This is a genomic window from Beutenbergia cavernae DSM 12333 (assembly GCF_000023105.1).
Classification (GTDB): domain Bacteria; phylum Actinomycetota; class Actinomycetes; order Actinomycetales; family Beutenbergiaceae; genus Beutenbergia; species Beutenbergia cavernae.
The window spans coordinates 2,158,547-2,176,454 of record NC_012669.1; the positions used below are offsets into that span (position 1 = coordinate 2,158,547).

16 protein-coding genes are annotated in these 17,908 nt (G+C 74.0%); 10 read left to right on the forward strand and 6 right to left on the reverse strand.

What is annotated here, in order from left to right; all coding sequences use genetic code 11:
• Positions 1-20: 20 nt before the first annotated feature.
• Together BCAV_RS09550 and BCAV_RS09555 are read right to left on the reverse strand one after the other, a co-directional pair.
• Positions 21-302, reverse strand: a complete 282-nt coding sequence (locus tag BCAV_RS09550) for an Lrp/AsnC family transcriptional regulator (protein WP_015882391.1) — start codon at positions 300-302, stop codon at positions 21-23.
• Between the two features lie 31 nt (positions 303-333).
• Positions 334-1,911, reverse strand: a complete 1,578-nt coding sequence (locus BCAV_RS09555) for a succinic semialdehyde dehydrogenase (RefSeq protein ID WP_015882392.1) — start codon at positions 1,909-1,911, stop codon at positions 334-336.
• 135 nt (positions 1,912-2,046) lie between these two features.
• Between BCAV_RS09555 and BCAV_RS09560 the strand changes: the two genes are divergently transcribed.
• From BCAV_RS09560 to BCAV_RS09570, 3 genes are read left to right on the forward strand one after another with little or no spacing between them, the layout of a single operon-like run.
• On the forward strand, positions 2,047-2,649 hold the full coding sequence (locus tag BCAV_RS09560) for a TetR/AcrR family transcriptional regulator (protein ID WP_015882393.1): 603 nt from the start codon (positions 2,047-2,049) through the stop codon (positions 2,647-2,649).
• Complete coding sequence (locus tag BCAV_RS09565; RefSeq protein ID WP_015882394.1) at positions 2,646-3,869, forward strand: alanine racemase; 1,224 nt, start codon at positions 2,646-2,648, stop codon at positions 3,867-3,869. The genes BCAV_RS09560 and BCAV_RS09565 overlap by 4 nt, the downstream gene beginning before the upstream one ends.
• Entirely contained in the window at positions 3,866-5,182 is a 1,317-nt protein-coding gene (locus tag BCAV_RS09570; RefSeq protein WP_015882395.1) for a D-arabinono-1,4-lactone oxidase, read from the forward strand. Before BCAV_RS09565 ends, BCAV_RS09570 begins: the two co-directional genes overlap by 4 nt.
• On the opposite strand, the gene BCAV_RS09575 is transcribed toward BCAV_RS09570, so the two are convergent.
• Entirely contained in the window at positions 5,183-6,955 is a 1,773-nt protein-coding gene (locus BCAV_RS09575; protein ID WP_015882396.1) for a DEDD exonuclease domain-containing protein, read from the reverse strand.
• 40 nt (positions 6,956-6,995) lie between these two features.
• Positions 6,996-8,816: an AMP-dependent synthetase/ligase gene (locus BCAV_RS09580; protein WP_015882397.1), complete on the reverse strand. Its 1,821-nt coding sequence runs from the start codon at positions 8,814-8,816 to the stop codon at positions 6,996-6,998.
• A gap of 112 nt (positions 8,817-8,928) precedes the next feature.
• Between BCAV_RS09580 and BCAV_RS09585 the strand changes: the two genes are divergently transcribed.
• Positions 8,929-9,867, forward strand: a complete 939-nt coding sequence (locus tag BCAV_RS09585; RefSeq protein ID WP_015882398.1) for an ROK family glucokinase — start codon at positions 8,929-8,931, stop codon at positions 9,865-9,867.
• A 19-nt stretch (positions 9,868-9,886) separates the two neighbouring features.
• Here the strand turns inward: BCAV_RS09585 and BCAV_RS21605 are convergent, their stop codons facing one another.
• Positions 9,887-10,378: a hypothetical protein gene (locus tag BCAV_RS21605; RefSeq protein WP_015882399.1), complete on the reverse strand. Its 492-nt coding sequence runs from the start codon at positions 10,376-10,378 to the stop codon at positions 9,887-9,889.
• Between the two features lie 75 nt (positions 10,379-10,453).
• Here BCAV_RS21605 and BCAV_RS09595 point away from each other — a divergent pair, with 75 nt between their 5' ends.
• From BCAV_RS09595 to BCAV_RS09610, 4 genes are all read left to right on the forward strand, one after another.
• A complete protein-coding gene (locus BCAV_RS09595) occupies positions 10,454-11,248 on the forward strand; it encodes a lysophospholipid acyltransferase family protein (RefSeq protein ID WP_015882400.1) in 795 nt (264 codons plus the stop codon).
• A 106-nt stretch (positions 11,249-11,354) separates the two neighbouring features.
• Entirely contained in the window at positions 11,355-12,581 is a 1,227-nt protein-coding gene (locus tag BCAV_RS09600) for a pyrophosphate--fructose-6-phosphate 1-phosphotransferase (RefSeq protein WP_015882401.1), read from the forward strand.
• 88 nt (positions 12,582-12,669) lie between these two features.
• On the forward strand, positions 12,670-14,031 hold the full coding sequence (locus BCAV_RS09605; protein ID WP_015882402.1) for a class II 3-deoxy-7-phosphoheptulonate synthase: 1,362 nt from the start codon (positions 12,670-12,672) through the stop codon (positions 14,029-14,031).
• Entirely contained in the window at positions 14,028-14,633 is a 606-nt protein-coding gene (locus tag BCAV_RS09610) for a molybdopterin-dependent oxidoreductase (RefSeq protein ID WP_015882403.1), read from the forward strand. Before BCAV_RS09605 ends, BCAV_RS09610 begins: the two co-directional genes overlap by 4 nt.
• A gap of 30 nt (positions 14,634-14,663) precedes the next feature.
• Here BCAV_RS09610 and pknB read toward each other — a convergent pair whose 3' ends face one another.
• Positions 14,664-16,631 carry a Stk1 family PASTA domain-containing Ser/Thr kinase gene (gene pknB / locus BCAV_RS09615; protein WP_015882404.1) on the reverse strand — a complete coding sequence of 656 codons (1,968 nt, stop codon included), beginning with the start codon at positions 16,629-16,631 and terminating at the stop codon, positions 14,664-14,666.
• A gap of 76 nt (positions 16,632-16,707) precedes the next feature.
• On the opposite strand from pknB, the gene BCAV_RS09620 reads away from it, so the two are divergent.
• The gene (locus BCAV_RS09620) at positions 16,708-17,088 is read left to right on the forward strand and encodes an Rv2175c family DNA-binding protein (RefSeq protein ID WP_245529000.1); all 381 of its coding nucleotides are present in this window, start codon (positions 16,708-16,710) and stop codon (positions 17,086-17,088) included.
• A gap of 47 nt (positions 17,089-17,135) precedes the next feature.
• On the forward strand, positions 17,136-17,873 hold the full coding sequence (locus BCAV_RS09625) for a dienelactone hydrolase family protein (RefSeq protein ID WP_015882406.1): 738 nt from the start codon (positions 17,136-17,138) through the stop codon (positions 17,871-17,873).
• Positions 17,874-17,908 lie beyond the last annotated feature (35 nt).

A 17,908-nucleotide genomic window follows, 5' to 3' on the forward strand; every position in this document is an offset into this window, starting at 1 on the left:
GCGCGCCGGTGCCGGTCCGGTCAGTCGTCGAGACCGATCGCGAACGCCTGCTCCAAGTCGTGCCGCGAGTATGCCTGGAACGCGATGTAGGTCTGCGTGCCGAGGACGCCGTCGACCTTGCCGATCCGGTCCGCGACGACGTCGGCGAGGTCCTCGTGGCGGCGCACCCGCACGACGGCGATGAGGTCGATGTCGCCGGTCACCGAGTAGACCTCGCTGACGCCGGGCAGGTCGGCCACCTCCTGCGCGACCTCCGGGATGCGGGCGACGTCGGCGTCGATGAGCGCGATGGCGGTGATCATGTGCCCACTGTAGGCAGTGCCGCCGGTCCGCTCACCGCCGGCCGACGACGCGCAGCGCACGCAGCGCCGTCGTCATCACGCCCTGGTAGCGGCGCCCGGTGAGCGGGCCGTGCTCGCCGATCGGCCACACGCGCTGGTGCGCGACGGTCTGGGCCCAGGTGACCTCGTGGAGACCGGCCGTCCCGTGCCGGCGCCCGAGGCCCGAGTCACCCCATCCGCCGCTCGGCGCGTCCATGGAGCCCCACGCCGCCGTGTACGCCTCGTTGACGTTGACCGAACCCGCGCGCAGCCGTGCGGCGAGGGCGCGCGCCCGCCGTGTGTCGCGCGACCACACCGACGCGTTGAGGCCGAGCTCCGAGTCGTTGGCGGCGCGCACGGCGTCGTCGAGGGAGTCCACCGGGTACACGGAGACCACCGGGCCGAACGTCTCGGACCGGTAGGCGCGAGCGGTGGGCGGCACGTCCGCGAGCACCGTCGGCGCGTAGAAGTACGGTCCGAGCTCCGGGAGCGGACGCCCGCCTGCGAGCACCCGCGCACCGGCCGCGACGGCGTCGTCGACGTGCGCGGAGACCCGCTCGAGCTGGTCGGCGGAGACGAGCGAGCCCATCTGGTACGCGTACGAGTAGTCGGCGCCGACCCGGAGGTCGCGCGTGGCCGCGGCGAGCTCGCGGGTGAAGGTCTCGGCGATCGAGCGGTGCACGTAGATGCGCTCGATGGACATGCAGAGCTGCCCGCTCGAGGAGAAGCTGCCGCGGACGGCGCCGGCGACGGCGGCCGCGAGGTCGGCGTCGGGCGCCACGATCATGGGGTTCTTCCCGCCGAGCTCCAGCGTGGCCCCGATGAGTCGTGAGGCCGCCCGCGCCGCGACCACCCGCCCGGTGGGCGTGGAACCCGTGAACGAGATGTGGTCCACGAGGTCGGTGACGCGGTTCCCGACCACCGCGCCGTCGCCGACCACCACCTGCCAGAGGTCGGGGTCCAGCCCGGCGGCGACGGCGAGCTCCCGGCCGGCGAGCGTGACGAGCGCGGTGCGGGTGTCCGGCTTGTGCAGCACGGCGTTCCCGGCGAGGAGCGCCGGCAGCGCGTCGGAGACGCCGAGCGCGAGCGGGTAGTTCCACGGAGTGACGAGGCCCACCAGCCCGACCGGGTGGCGCAGCTCCGTGGTCCGGGTGAGCACGGGGATCGCACCGGCGCGGCGGTGCGGAGCGAGGGTCCGCGGCCCGGTGCGCGCGTAGTAGCGGCACACGTTCACCACGTCGAGCAGCTCCTCGAGCGCGTGCCCGCGGGCCTTGCCGGTGACCGCCTGGACCAGGTCGAGCAGGGGGTCGATCTCGTCCAGCAGGAGGTCGTGGAGGCGCAGCAGCACGCGGGCGCGCTCCCGGACCGGGGTGGCTGCCCAGCGTCCGGCGGCTGATCGCGCTCGGTCGGCCGCGGCGTCGACGTCCGCCGTGGTGGACGAGGCGTGCCGGGTCAGCAGCGCGCCGGTGAACGGCGCCTCGACGTCCGCGGCGGGTCCGGTGGCGGCGATCCCCCCGGCGAGCGCGCGCAGCCGCGCGCCCGTGAGGGTGTGCGGGAGGACGAGGTCCGTCCGGTCCGTGCTCGCCGGCATCGCGCTCCTCGGGGGTCGGGTGGGTCCGACTATCCGTCGCCGCCTCGGGGGACGTCAAGGGGGTCGGTCAGTCGACTTGGTCGCGTGACCAAGTCTCTCTTGACTGCCGGCACTCCCTGGCCTCAGAGTGTCGGGATGGCTCGTCTCGCCGTCGCCGAGCGACGCACCCTGCTGCTCGACGCGGCGTGGCGGGTGCTCCGTCGGGACGGCGTCGCGGGCACGACGACGCGCGCCGTCTGTGCGGAGGCGGGGATGCCGCAGGGCCTGTTCCACTACTGCTTCGCCAGCCGGGACGAGATGCTCGCCGAGGTGGTGGCCGACGTGCTGCCCCGCGAGGTGTCCGCGGCGTCCTCCGCCGTCCGGCGCCGGGGAACGCGCGTGGACGCTGTGCACGCCGCTCTCCTCGCGTACTGGGAGCTGGTCGAGGCGGAGCCGGAGACCCAACGCGTCATCTACGAGATCACCGCCGTCGGGCTGCGCGACGCCACACTCGCCCCCGGCGTCCGGGCGCGGTACGAGCGCTACCCGACGGCAGTGGCGGAGGTGCTGCTCGAGCTCGGGCGCGTGCGTCGCCTCGAGTGGACCGAGCCGGTGGACGTGCTCGCGCGCCGGGTGGTCGCCCTGCTCGACGGACTCACGATCTCGTTCCTCGTCGACGGCGACGCGGCGGCGGCGCGCGGGGTGCTCGCCTCGTTCGCCGCCGACCTCGCGCGCCACGCCCGCGGGGTCCGGCGATGAGCCGCCGCGATGCCGGCGTGCCCCGGGAGGTCCGAGCCGCCGTCGCGCACCTGGACCCCCCGTTCGGCGTCGTCGACCTCGGCGCGTTCCGCGCCAACGCCGGCGACCTCGTCCGCCGGGCGCGCGGCGTCCCGATTCGCGTCGCGACGAAGTCCGTGCGGATCCGGGAGCTGCTCGCCGCGACGCTCGAACGGCCCGGCTTCGCCGGCGTGCTCGCGTACACGCTCCCGGAGGCCCTGTGGCTCGTCGAGCAGGGGTTCGACGACGTCGTCGTCGGGTATCCCACGGCACATCGCGCGGCGCTCGGTGCGCTCGCCGCCGACGAGCGCGCCGCCCGGAGCGTCACGCTCATGGTCGACGACGTCGCCCAGCTCGACCTCGTCGACGCCGTGACGCCGCCCGGCCGGCGGCCGGAGATCCGCATCTGCCTCGAGCTCGACGCGGCGTTCCGGACCGCCGGGGGAGCGGTGCGGTTCGGCGCCTGGAGGTCGCCCGTGGGCACGCCGGACGCGGCGGTCCGGCTGGCGCGCGCCGTCGTGGCGCGCCCCGGCTTCGCGCTCGTCGGGCTGATGGCGTACGAGGGGCAGATCGCCGGGGTCGGCGACGCCGGGCGCGGGCCTCGGGCGATCGCCGTGCGGGCGATGCAGCGTGCCTCGGCGGCCGAGCTCGCCGAGCGGCGCGCGGCGGTCGTCGCGGCGGTGCGCAGGGTGGCCGACCTCGAGTTCGTGAACGGCGGCGGCACCGGCTCGCTCGAGACGACGACGTCCGAGGCCGCGGTCACGGAGGTCACCGCGGGATCCGGGCTGCTCGGGTCCGGCCTGTTCGACACGTACCGCGCGTTCCGTCCGCGGCCCGCCTCCTGGTTCGTACTGCCGGTGGTGCGTCGCCCGACCCGCGGCGTGGTCACCGTGCTCGGCGGCGGGTGGGTCGCGTCCGGGCCGCCGGGTCACGACCGCCTCCCCTCGGTCGCGCACCCGCCCGGCCTCGCGTACGTGGCCCGCGAGGCGGCGGGCGAGGTCCAGACCCCGCTGCGCGGCCGTGCGGCGCGGCGCCTCGCCGTCGGCGACCACGTCTGGTTCCGGCACGCGAAGGCCGGCGAGGGAGCTGAGCACCTCGGCGCGGTGGTGGCGGTGGACTCCGCCTCGCGGACCGCCGACGGCGCGGCGGCCGTCGTCGGCGAGCTGGCCACCTACCGCGGTGAGGGGCAGGCGTTCCTGTGAGACGACGCTGGAGCAACTGGGGCCGCTCCGCGCAGGCGGAGTTCGCCGCCGTCGCCCGCCCACGCGACGAGGACGCGCTGGCGGCGACGATCAGGTCGGCCGCCCGCGCCGGGCAGCGGGTCCGGGCGCTCGGTGCTGGGCACTCCTTCACCCCGGCCGCGGTGACGGACGGCGTCAGCGTGCGTCTGGACCACGTCACCGGACTGTGGGCCGTGGACGAGGACGCCGGGCTCGTCACCGTGGGCGCCGGCACGCGGCTGCGCGACCTGCCGGGCCTCCTGCGGCCGTACGGCCTCGCGATGGAGAATCTCGGCGACATCGACGTCCAGACGATCGCCGGGGCGATCTCGACCGGCACGCACGGCACGGGCTCGGCGTTCACCGGGATCGCCGGCCAGGTGCGCGGGCTGCGGATCGCCCTCGCCGACGGCACCCTCGTCGACTGCTCGCCGCAGCTGCGGCGCGACCTGTTCGAGGCTGCCCGGCTCGGCCTGGGGGCGTTCGGTGTGCTCGTGTCTGTGACGCTGCAGTGCGTGCCGGCGTTCCAGCTCGCCGCCCACGAGCATGCGGTGCCGCTGGACGGGGTCCTCGAGGGGTACGCGGAGCTGGTGCGTTCCGAGGACCACCTCGACCTGTACTGGTTCCCGCACACGCGCACGGCGCTCGTGAAGGCGAACCGTCGCGAGGCCTCTCCGGGCGCGGCGCAGCCGCTCGGTGCGTGGCGCGCCTGGTGGGAGGACGAGTTCGTGTCGAACGGGCTGCTCGCGCTGGTCTCCGAGATCGGCGCCGCAGCCCCGTCCGCGGTTCCGGTGCTCAACCGGATCGCCGCAGCCACGGTCGCGGAACGTCGGTACACGGGCGACTCCCACGCCGTCTTCACGGCACCGCGGCGCGTGCGCTTCCGCGAGATGGAGTACGCGATCCCGCTGGCCGCGCTTCCGGACGCGGTGCGCGAGATCAGACGCACCATCGACGCTCGCGGATGGCGCATCTCGTGGCCTCTCGAGATCCGGACCGCTGCCGCCGACGACGTGTGGCTCTCCACCGCCTACGAACGCGACAGTGCGTACGTGGCCGTGCACCGGTACGTCCGGGACCCGTTCGTGGCGTACTTCCGGGAGGTCGAGGAGGTCCTCCTCGCGTTCGGGGGCCGGCCGCACTGGGGCAAGCTGCACACCCAGTCGGTCGGCGAGCTGTCCGCCCGGTACCCGAGGCTCGACGACGCGCGACGGGTGCGTCGCGAGGTCGATCCTGCCGGGACGTTCGCGAACCGGTACGTCGACCGGGTCCTCGGGAGCGTCACCTCGGCCTGATCACGCGACGGCGACGTCCTCGCTCCCGGCGTCGCGATCGCCGTCGGCGACGGCGCCCGGCAGGTCGGCGAGCACCCGCGCCGCACCGCGCACCGGCGCCGACCAGCCGGCACCTGCGAGCTCGACCAGCCGCACGCCGGGACGCTCCAGCCACGTGAGGACCAGCTCCGTCTCCTCCGCGCTCGCCGCGCCGCACCAGCGCTCGGGTGCGGGCACGTGCTCGGCCGTCGCCCGGACGGCGTCGATCGCGCCCATCACGTCAGCGCCCCGCGGCACCACGCACACGCCAGCGAGACGCCCGTACCTGGCGCACACGAGCTCCCAGCCGCCGTCGTCCGTCCGCCGCGCGGCGAGCACGTGGCTGGCGTCCGCGAGCCCGCCGAGCCGGGCGGCGCGGGCGGACCCCCGCAGCAGGGCCGTGAGGCGGTCGCGCTCCCGCGCGGCGTCCTCGTAGCGCTCGGAGCCGGCCAGTGCGGCGATCCGGGACCGCACGGTGGCCACGACCGGTTCGACGTCACCGGCAAGCACGGCGCGCACGTCGGCGACGACGGTGTCGTAGCCCGGCTCGTCGATCCTCCCGACGCACGGCGCACCGCACCGGCCGAGCTCCGCCAGGACGCACGGGCTCGCGTCGGCCCGGGGCACGCGGGGCAGCCGCGGGGAGCACTGCCGGAGGGGGAACGCACCGTGCAGGGCCTCGAGCGCGAGCTGCGCGAGGCGGCGGGTGCGGAACGGGCCGATCGCGGCGCCGGCGTGCGACCGGGGGACCTCGCGCACCACGGACAGCCGCGGGTACGCCTCGTCGGTGAGACGGATCCAGGGTTCCCGCTCCGGGGCCCGGGACCGCCGGTTGTACGGCGGGGAGTGCTCGGCGATGAGGCGCAGCTCGCGCACCGCCGCCTCGAGCGGGGTGGCGCACACGATCGGGTGCACGCGCTCCGCGATGCGCAGCATCTCGCCGATCCGTGCGCGCTTCTCGGACGCCGTGAAGTAGCTGCGGACGCGGGTGCGCAGGTTCGTGGCCGTGCCGACGTACAGCACCCGACCCTGTGGGCCGAGGAACTGGTAGACGCCGGGCGCCGCCGGCAGGCCGTCGGCGAGGGTCACCTTCCGCCGGCGCTCCGGCGGGACGGAATCACCCGCCGTGCGCAGGTCCTCCAGGTGGGTGACCCCCAGCGGCGCCATCCGGGCGAGCAGGCCGTGCAGGACGTCCACGGTGGCGCGCGCGTCGGTCAGGGCACGGTGGTCCGGAGTCACGCTCGCGTGGAACAGGCGGGCGAGGCTGCCCAGCCGGTGGTTCGGGGCCTCGTCGCGGCTGACGACGCGCCGCGCGAGCTGCACCGTGTCGACGACGAGCGGCTTCGGCCAGGTCAGGCCCATGCGTTCGGCCGCCACCCGGAGGAAGCCAGTGTCGAAGCGCGCGTTGTGCGCGACGAGCACCGCACCGTGCGCGAACTCGAGGAACGAGGGGAGGACCTCCTCGATGGGCGGCGCCCCGATGACCATCGCGTTGGTGATGCCCGTCAGGACGGTGATCGTGGGCGGGATGGACCGGCCGGGGTCGACCAGCGTGCCCAGCTCGCCCTCGACGACGCCGCCGCGGACGCGCACCGCGCCGATCTCGGTGATGGCGTCGGCGTTCGGCGACCCACCGGTCGTCTCGAGGTCGACGACGACGAACGCCACCTCGGCCAGCGGCGTGCCGAGCTCGTCCAGCGCGTGCTGGACGGCGAGGCCGCGTCCTGGTGCGGCGGGCGAGGTGGCGGAGGGCACGTCCGCACGGTAGGTGCCCCCGCCGACATCGGCCGGGACGTCAGGCGGGCCGGCGGTCCCGTTCGGTCGCCGCCGCGGCATACAGCTCGTCGATGACCGCGGCGCGGTCGCGGACGACGGCGGAGCGCTTCACCTTCAGCGACGGGGTCAGGTAGTCGTTGGCGATCGTGAAGTCGTCCTCGAGCACCACCACCTTGCGGATGGACTCCGCGCGCGAGACGTGGGTGTTCGCCCGGTTGACCGCCTCGTCGATCGCGGCCAGCACGTCCTCGTCCGTCCGTGCCTGAGCGACGGTCAGCTCGGGCTTGCCGCGGGAGGACAGCCAGGTCGGCAGCATCTCGGGGTCGAGCGTGATGAGCGCCGCGACGAACGGCCGGCCGTCGCCGACCACGAGGCACTGGCTGACGAGCGGATGGGCGCGGATCGCGTCCTCGAGCGGAGCGGGCGCGACGTTCTTGCCGCCCGCCGTCACGATGATCTCCTTCTTGCGCCCGGTGATCCTCAGGTAGCCGTCACTGTCGAGCTCGCCGATGTCGCCCGTGTGGAACCAGCCGTCCTTCATCGCCTCGGCGGTGGCGGCGTCGTTGTCGTGGTACCCGCGGAAGACGGCGATGCCCTGGGCGAGGATCTCGCCGTCCGGAGCGATCCGGATCCCGATGCCCGGCAGCGGCGGACCGACCGTGCCGATCTTCACGCGCTCCGGACGGTTGACGTTGAGCGGCGCCGTCGTCTCCGTCAGGCCGTAGCCCTCGAGGACGACGAGACCGATGCCGCGGAAGAAGTGCCCGAGGCGCTCACCGAGGGGACCGCCGCCCGAGACGGCGTGCTCGAGCTTGCCGCCCATGGCGTCCTGCAGCTTGTGCAGCACGAGCTTGTGGGCGATCCGGTGCTTCAGCCGCAGCCCGTAGGACGGCCCGCCCGTGTCGAGCGACCGGGAGTACGCGATCGCGGTGCGCGCCGCCCAGGCGAAGATCTTCTCCTTGCCGCCGGCTGCCGCCTTCGCCTCGGCGGAGTTGTAGACCTTCTCGAACACCCGGGGGACCGAGAGGATGAACGTCGGCCGGAACGTGCCGAGGTCCGCGACGAGCGTCGTCGTGTCCGGCGTGTGCCCCAGCGGGACGCCGGCCGCGACGACCAGGACCTCGACGAAGCGCGCGAAGACGTGCGCGAGCGGCATGAACAGCAGCGTCCGTGCCCCCGGCGCCGCGAACACGTCGGGGATGACGGCGATGGCGTTCTTGGTCAGCGCCACGAAGTTGCCGTGCGTCAGCTCGGCGCCGCGCGGGCGACCGGTGGTCCCCGACGTGTAGATGATGGTCGCGAGGTCCTCCATGCCGACGGCGTCGTGGCGGGCGGCGATCTCGGCGTCGTCGACGTCGGCACCGTCGCGGGTCAGGTCCTCCAGCGCGCCGTCGTCGATCGTCCACACGGTACGGACGTCCGGTGCCTCAGCCTGCGCCTCGGCCACGACCTGACCGTGGGCGCTCGACTCGACGATGACCGCCACCGCGCCGGAGTCGGACAGGATCCACGCCGTCTGTGCCACGGACGACGTCTCGTACACCGGGACGGGGACGGCGCCGGCGTGCCAGATGGCGAAGTCGAGGATCGTCCACTCGAACCGGGTCCGGGACATGATCGCCACGCGCTCGCCGGGGCGGATGCCGTGCGCGACCAGGCCCTTGGCGACGCCGACGACCAGCGCCTCGACCTCGGCGGCCGTGTACGGGCGCCACTGCCCGTCGACCTGCTGCTCGAGCAGCACGCGCGACGGCGTCGCACGGGCGTGCTCGACGAGGAGGTCGCTGATGCTCGTCCGGGGGTCGATCTCGACGGCGAGGGGGGAGGCGGACGAGTCCATACTGTCTCCTTCGGCAGCAAGGGTTGCTGGCGTCATCGTACCTGTGCGGACCGGTACGGTCGGGCGGGATCACGCCACGGATGGTCCCCTGCGGGTCGGACGAAGGAGCAGCATGCACGCCATCGGGGTGGACATCGGCGGGACGAAGATCGCGGCCGGGGTCGTGGACCCCGACGGGAACGTCCTCCGCCTCGTCCGCCACGGGACGAGCTCCGACGACCCGGCCGAGATCGAGCGCGCGGTCGTCGACGCGGTCCAGGAGCTGCGCGCGGAGCACGAGGTCGGGGCAGTCGGGGTCGCCGCCGCCGGGTTCGTCGACGCCGAGCGTTCCCGCGTCCGGTTCGCGCCCAACATCGCGTGGCGGGACCACGCGCTGCGCGACTCGCTCGCCACACACATCGACCTGCCGATCGTCGTCGAGAACGACGCCAACGCCGCGGGGTGGGCCGAGTTCCGGTTCGGCGCCGGCCGCGATGCCGAGCACATGGTGCTGCTGACGGTAGGGACCGGTCTGGGCGGGGCGATCGTCACGGGCGGCTCGCTCCTGCGCGGTGCGTTCGGCGCCGCCGGCGAGGTGGGGCACATGCAGCTCGTGCCCGACGGTCAGCTGTGCGGCTGCGGGCACGCCGGATGCTGGGAGCAATACGCGTCGGGACGCGCGCTCGTGCGCGACACGAAGGCCGCTCTCGTGACGACGCCGGAGCGGGCCGACGCGCTGCTCCGCCTCGCGGGCGGCGATCCCGAGGACGTCACCGGCCCGCACGTCACCGAGGCCGCACGCGCCGGGGACCCGCTGGCGCTCGAGCTCCTCGAGGACCTGGGGGCGGCGCTCGGCACGGGGATCGCGGACCTGGCGGCTCTGCTCGACCCGGAGGTCGTGGTCGTGGGGGGCGGCGTGGCGGACGCCGGGGACCTGCTGCTCGCGCCCGCCCGCCGGGCGTTCACCGAGCAGCTGTTCGCCCGTGGCTTCCGGCCGGAGCCCGTCATCGTCACCGCACGGCTGGGCAACGACGCCGGCGTGGTCGGCGTCGCAGACCTGGCCCGCGGATAGCACCCGCCGGCGTGCGCGGTCAGACCACCGCGCCGTCGTCGTCGGAGTCGGAGCGCCGCGCCGGCATCCGCCACAGCAGGACCACGGCGCCGGCGAGGAACGCGGCGATGCACGCACCGACCACCGCGCCGGGAGCGTTCCGCCAGAACACGAGCACGAGGACGAGCGCGAACGGGCCACCGGCGAGCGCGCACCAGCCGGCCGTCGTCACCGGATCGCCGGCGACCGGACCCGGGTCGCCCGGGTCGAAGGAGTCGTCCTCCTCCGCCGGGCTGTAGTCGCGCGGTCCGCCCAGATCGGCGCGGTCCGACGGTTCGCCCGCGACGAGCGACCTCTCGCTCGCCGACGCCGCCACCTCCGGCTCGTCGGGCTCCGCGGTCGGCGCCTCGGCGGGCTCGAGATCCCCGAGCGACTCCGTCAGCTCACGCCACCGCGCGTCCCAGTCGGGTTCGTCACCCTGGGACGGCTCCGGTGCGCCGGCGCCGTCGTCGCGGCCGGTAGGAGCTCCCATGACCAGCACTCTAGAGTGCTCTGGTGCGCAGGTCGCCCGCGGCCGCGCCATGCCCGGCTCACGGAGGTCACCCGCTTGTTCTACCGGTTCATGAAGGCGACGCTGGGGACGCTCCTGCGCGTCTTCTACCAACCGTGGATCCGTGGCGTCGAGAACGTGCCCAAGGAGGGGCCGGCGATCATGGCGAGCAACCACCTCGCCGTCATCGACTCGTTCTTCCTCCCTCTCATGCTGCCGCGCAGCCTGGTCTTCCTGGGCAAGTCCGACTACATGACGGGGCGCGGCGTGCGGGGGCGGCTCGTCGCGTGGTTCATGCGCGGGGTGGGGATGATCCCGGTCGACCGCACCGGCGGCAAGGCCAGCGAGGCGGCGTTGCAGACCGGCCTCAAGCGGCTCGCGGATGGTGGGCTCTTCGGCATCTACCCGGAGGGGACCCGCAGCCCCGACGGCCGCCTGTACCGCGGCAAGACCGGCGTCGCCCGGCTCGCCCTCGAGTCCGGGGCGCCGGTGATCCCGGTGGCGATGGTCGGGACGAACCTGGCCCAGCCCATCGGCACGCGGATCCCGAGGCTGCGCCGCATCGGCGTCGTCGTCGGGACGCCGATGGACTTCTCCCGCTACAAGGGCATGGAGAACGACCGGTTCGTCCTCCGGTCGATCACCGACGAGATCCTGTACGAGCTGATGCGCCTGTCCGGGCAGGAGTACGTGGACATGTACGCGTCGACGGCGAAGGCGCGGCTGGCCGCCGGCCAGCAGGCCACGACGCCGACCGACGCACCCGGCGGACGCGCCGCCCCGGAGGTCGAGGTCCCCGTGCCGCCGGCGCCCGAGGACGGGCAGGAGAGCCCGCCCGCGGCGTCGGCCTGAGCGACCGGACGCCGGACCGGGGGCGCCGAGCTCCACGGCTAAGGTGGGCACCGGCACGGCGCGAGCGTCCGGCCGAGGCCCGAGTCCCCACCGAGAGGTTGTCTCCATGTCCGTGAAGCGTGTCGCCCTGCTCACCGCCGGGGGCTTCGCCCCGTGCCTGTCGTCGGCTGTCGGCGGCCTCATCGAGCGGTACACGCAGCGCGCGCCGGACGTCGAGATCATCGCGTACCAGTACGGCTACCACGGTCTGCTCACGGGCACGAAGGTCGTCGTCGACGACGCCGCCCGTGCCCAGGCGCACGTCCTGCACCGCTTCGGCGGCAGCCCGATCGGGAACAGCCGCGTCAAGCTGACGAACGTGAAGAACCTCGTGGACCGCGGCCTCGTCGCCGAGGGTGCGGACCCGCTGGCCGTGGCCGCGGAGCAGCTGCGCACGGACGGCGTGGACGTGCTCCACACGATCGGCGGGGACGACACCAACACGACCGCCGCCGATCTCGCCCACTACCTCGAGGAGCACGACTACGGCCTGACCGTCGTCGGGCTGCCCAAGACGATCGACAACGACATCGTGCCGATCCGGCAGAGCCTCGGTGCGCACACGGCCGCCGAGCAGGCCAGCGAGTTCGCCCAGAACATCATCGGCGAGCACCGCTCGAACCCGCGGATGCTCATCGTGCACGAGGTCATGGGGCGGCACTGCGGCTGGCTCACCGCCGCGGCCGCCCGGCGCTATCGCGAGTGGGTCGCACAGCAGGAGTGGGCGCCTTCCATCGGGCTGCAGCGCGAGCGCTGGGACGTGCACGCGGTGTTCCTCCCGGAGCTCGCGCTCGACCTCGAGGGCGAGGCCCGCCGGCTGCGGACCGTCATGGACGAGATCGGGAACGTCAACATCTTCCTGTCGGAGGGTGCCGGCGTGCCGGAGATCGTCGCGGAGCTCGAGGCCCGGGGCGAGGAGGTCCAGCGCGACCCGTTCGGGCACGTCAAGCTGGACACGATCAACCCTGGCGCCTGGTTCGCGAAGCAGTTCGCGGAGCTCATCGGGGCCGAGAAGACGATGGTCCAGAAGAGCGGGTACTTCTCCCGCTCGGCGGCCGCGAACGCGGAGGACCTCGAGCTCATCGGCTCGATGGTCGACCTCGCCGTCGAGTGCGCGCTCGAGGGCACCTCGGGCGTCATCGGCCACGACGAGGAGCGCGGTGACGAGCTGCGCGCCGTCGAGTTCGCGCGCATCGGCGGCGGCAAGGCGTTCGACACCTCAGTGGGCTGGTTTACTCGTCTCCTGACGGGCATCGGGCAGCCGCTCGTCCCGGCCGCGCCCGGCGCCCACTGACGGCCGCGACGCGCCGGCGGGCGTCGTCGCCGGAGTCCGCGCTACGGACGCGGCGGGAGCCGTCCCTCCGGGTGCCTATCCTGGGGTCGTGACGATCCCCGCCGACCCGCAGGTCCTCGCCGGCCTCGACGCCTGGCGCCGGCTGCCGGCCGTGCAACAGCCCGAGTGGCCGGACGCGGCGGTGCTGGCCTCGATCGGCGCCGAGCTGGCGGCGGCGCCCCCGCTCGTGTTCGCCGGGGAGGCCGACGCGCTGCGCGAGAAGCTGGCCGCGGCGTCGCGCGGCGAGGCGTTCCTGCTGCAGGGCGGCGACTGCGCGGAGACGTTCGCCGAGAGCTCCGCCGACAACATCCGGAACAAGGTCAAGACCATCCTCCAGATGGCCGTCGTGCTGACGTACGGCGCGAGCCTGCCGATCGTGAAGATGGGCAGGATGGCGGGGCAGTACGCCAAGCCGCGCAGCACCGGCACCGAGACGCGTGACGGCGTGACGCTGCCGGCGTACCGCGGCGACACGATCAACGGGCACGAGTTCACGGCCGCGTCACGCACACCGGACCCCGCTCGGCTGCTCAAGGCGTACCACACGTCGGCTGCCACGCTGAACCTCATCCGCGCCTTCACGATGGGCGGGTTCGCGGACCTCCGGCGGGTGCACGAGTGGAACCGCGGCTTCATGACCAACCCGTCGTACAAGCAGTACGACGAGCTCGCGTCCGAGATCGACCGGGCGATCAGGTTCATGGCCGCCGCGGGAGCCGACTTCGACGCGCTCCGCACCGTCGAGTTCTTCTCGAGCCACGAGGGTCTGCTGCTCGACTACGAGCGCCCGCTCACCCGCATCGACTCCCGGACCGGGCTGCCCTACGACTGCTCGGCGCACTTCCTGTGGATCGGCGAGCGCACCCGCCAGCTGGACGGGGCGCACGTCGACTTCTTCTCCCGCGTGCACAACCCGATCGGCGTCAAGCTCGGGCCGACGACGTCCGGGGACGACGCCCTCGCGCTGATGGACGCGCTCAATCCCGACGGCGTCGCGGGGCGGCTCACGTTCATCACCCGCATGGGTGCTGGCCGGATCCGCGACGCGCTGCCCGGCGTCGTCGAGAAGGTCGCCGCCGACGGCCGGCCTGTCGTGTGGGTGTGCGACCCGATGCACGGCAACACGATCACGTCGGCGAACGGCTACAAGACCCGACGGTTCACCGACGTCATCGACGAGGTGCGCGGCTTCTTCGAGGTGCACGCCGCCACCGGCACCGTGCCGGGTGGGCTGCACGTCGAGCTCACCGGCGACGACGTGACGGAGGTGCTCGGCGGGGCGGAGGAGATCGACGACGTCGGGCTCGCCCGGCGGTACACGACGCTCGTCGATCCGCGCCTCAACCACCAGCAGTCCCTCGAGATGGCGTTCCTCGTGGCGGAGATGCTGCGGGAGCGTCCCACCGCGTGACGGCGCCGGAGGTCCCGGCCGAGCTGCCGGCAGACCGGTCGCTCCCCCCGGGGCAGCGCCTCGTCGGCGCGCTGCCCGTCATGCACTACGGTCCCGTGCCGAAACGCCGCCCCGAGCGATGGGACCTGCGCGTCGGCGGGGCGACGGCGAGCGGTGCCGAGCACGTCCTCGGGTGGGACGACGTCGCCGCCCTGCCTCGGCTGGAGGTCGTCGCCGACCTGCACTGCGCGAGCCGGTGGAGCGTGCTCGACCAGTCCTGGTCGGGGCACGCCGCGAGCGCCCTGGTGGAGCTCGCCCCACCACGCAGCGACGTGGCGGAGGTGCTCGTCTTCGCGGAGTTCGGGTACGCCGCCGTCGTCGCCCTCGAGGACCTCGTGTCCGGTCGCGCCGTGCTGGCGACCCACCTCGACGGCGAGGTGCTCGACGACGCGCACGGGGGCCCGTTGCGCCTCGTGATCCCGCACCTGTACAGCTGGAAGGGTCCGAAGTGGCTCCGGGGGTGGACCTACCTCACGGAGCCCGAGCGTGGCTTCTGGGAGGCACGCGGGTACCACCGGCGGGGGGACGCCTGGCGGGAGGAGCGGTACGCCTACCAGGAGTGACGCCTCGGTGCGCGAGGTGACCGGCGCGCCCTAGACGACGGTGAGCGTGATGACCGTGCCGCGAGGCTGCATCGACCCGGCCTCGACGCTCTGCAGCCGCACCGTGCCGAACAGTCCGCCGAACACGTCCTCCCTGGCCACCTCGAACCCCAGGCCGGTGAGCAGCGCCTCGGCATCGACGAACTGTTCGCCGACGACGTCGGGCACCTCGAACAGCTCGGGTCCCTTCGAGACGACGATCGTGACCGGCGTGCCCTGGACGGAGGGACCGACGACGCTCTGCGAGATCACGTGCTGAGCCGCGACGTCGTCGCTGAACTCCTCGGTGACAGTGATCTCCTCGCGGGTGATGTCGAGCACCCGTGTGAGCTCCTCGACGGCGTCGTCCACGTGCGCCCCGAGCAGCTCCGTCACGGTGACCGGCTCGGGCCCCTCGGAGACCGTGAGCTCGACCACCGTGTCGTGCGGGACGGAGTCGCCCGCCTCGACGTTGGCGCTGACGACGGCGCCCTCCGGGACGTTCCGGTCGTGGTCGCGGTCGGGTTCTGCCGCGGTCAGCCCGACGGACGCGAGGGCGGCCAGCACCTCGTCCTCGGGGACGCCCACGAGCTCCGGGACCTCGACCATGCGGATCCCGAGGGAGACGACCAGGTCGATGGCGGCGCCCCGGGCGAGACGGCTGCCGGAGGACGGGTCGGTCCCCACCACCTGGCCGGCCGGGATCGAGTCGTGGTGCTCCTCGGACCGGGAGACCTCGAGGTCGAGCTCCGTCAGGGCGGCGGCGGCGTCGTCGGCCTCCTCGCCGGCGAGATCCGGGACGAGGACCGGCGCGCCCGGCCCGAGCGTCACGTACCAGCCGCCGGCCCCGGCCACGGTCACCAGCAGCAGCGCGAGCACCCACGCGATGATCCGGCGCCGCGGCGACCGACGGCGTCGCGGCGCCGGCGGAGCCTCCGCGGCGGGCGGGGACACGGCACCGATGGGCAACGCGATCGTGCCCGTGCCCGGGCCGTCGTCGAGCCGGGTGGTCGGGGAGTGCGGGATGCCGTCGAACGCGTCGTCGACGGCGTCGTCGCTCTCGTCCGGGTCGTCCTCGACGCCGATCTCCTCGCCCGCCCCGGGGACGTCGGCGCGCAGGGCGAGCGCCCGGTCGTCCATGGCGGCCCGGGTCCGGCGGAGCTCGACCACGGCGGCGCCGGCGTCGACGGGGCGTTCGTCGGCGTCGCGGGCGGTGAGCGCGGCGAGCAGGTCGTCAACCTCGATCGGCAGCCACGGCACCCGGTCCGACGGCGCCGGGACGTCCTCGTGGACGTGCTGGTAGGCGACCTGGATCGGGGAGGTCCCCGTGAACGGCTGGCTCCCGGTGATCGCCTCGTACAGCAGGATGCCGGCGGCGTACACGTCCGCGCGCGCGTCGGCCTCACCGGAGGTGACGATCTCGGGGGAGAGGTACGCGACGGTGCCCAGCAGCGTGCCGGTGCTGGCCGCCGTCGCCTCCGTCACCGCCCGAGCGAGCCCGAAGTCCGCGACCTTCACGCGACCCTCCGGCGTCACGAGCACGTTCTCCGGCTTGACGTCGCGGTGCACCAGGCCGGCGCGGTGCGCGGCCGCGAGCGCGTCGAGCACGGCTTCCCCGACGTCGAGCGCCTCCCCGAGCGGCAGCGAGCCCCTGGCGTGCAGCTCCGCCCGGAGGTTGCGCCCGGGCACGTACTCCATCGTGAGGTAGCTGAGGTCGCCCTCGGTGCCCTGGTCGAGCACGGCGACGATGCCCGGGTGGGTGAGCCGGGCGGCCGCGCGGGCCTCACGGCGGAAGCGGGCGACGACGTCGGTCCCGTCCGCGAGGTGCGGGTGCATGACCTTCAGCGCCACCTCCCGGTCCAGACGCCGGTCGGTCGCGAGATAGACGGTCGCCATGCCGCCTCGGGCGATCCGGCGCACGACCTCGTACCGCCCGTCGACCGTCCGGCCGACGAGAGGATCCGTGATCGTGGTCGCCACGCGGCCGATGGTACCTGCGGGAAAGCGTGTTTCCCGCGAGGCGCCGCGGACGGTGCGGCGCCTCTACGCTGGAGGGGTGGACATCGATCTCGACGCCCTGGTCACAGACTGGCTCTCGATCCCGGAGGCGGCCGACCTGCTCGGCGTGGAGCAGCGGCAGGTGCGCTCCCTCGTGCGCGACCGCCGGCTCGTCGCGGTTCGCCGTGGCTCGAACGACGCCCTGGGCGTCCCGGCGGCGTTCCTCGTGACGACGACGGACGACGACGGGGCCGCGACACGTGTGCTGCCGCCGCTCCGGGGGAGCCTGATCCAGCTCGGCGACGCCGGGTACGACGATGCCGAGGCCGTCCGGTGGCTCTTCACCCACGAGGAGTCCCTCGACGCGCGGCCGGTGGACGCGCTCCGAGCCGGCCGGGCGAGCGCGGTGCGACGAGCGGCGCAGTCGCTCGCGTTCTGATGCGAGAGCGCGATCGGGCCGCCGGCGGAGGCCCCACGACCTCGACGATGCACGTCATCGCCGAACGCCTCATCGACGACGGCGTCCTCGAGCGTGAGTTCACCCTCGGCGAGATCCCCGGCGTCCTGTGGACGCCCCCATCCGCCTCCGCATCCGCGCCGGCGCCGGTGATCCTGCTCGGCCACCCTGGCGGACTGAACGGGATGTACCCCCGGCTGGCGGGGCGTGCCCGGCAGTGCGCGGCGAACGGCTTCGCCGCCGCCACCATCGAGCTCCCGGGAAGCGGCGACCGGCCCCGATCCGTCGACGCCGAGCAGGCTCGCGCCGACCTGCGTCGGGCGGTGGCGGCCGGCGAGCCGGTCGACGGCGAGATCGTCGACCGGCTGGTCCTCCCGCTGGTCGAGAAGGCGGTCCCGGAATGGCGGACCACGCTGGACGCACTCCTCTCGCTGCCCGAGATCGGCGGACCGGTCGGGTACTCGGGCGGCGTGATCGCGATCGGCGTCCGGCTGGCGCTGGTCGAACCGCGCATCGCGGCCGCCGGTCTCTTCGCCGGGAGCTTCGTGCCCCGCGCCACGTTCGACGAGGCCCGACAGGTCACGATCCCGCTGCACGTCCTGCTGCAGTGGGACGACGAGGGAAACGACCGGCAGATGGCCCTGGACCTGTTCGACGCGTTCGGCTCCGAGGAGAAGACGCTGCACGCCAACATGGGCGGGCACACCGGCGTCCCACGGTTCGCGGGGGACGACGCGGCCAGGTTCTTCGTCCGGCACCTGCGGTGAGGCCCGAGCCGTAGGCGTCGGGAGTGCGGGGCCGC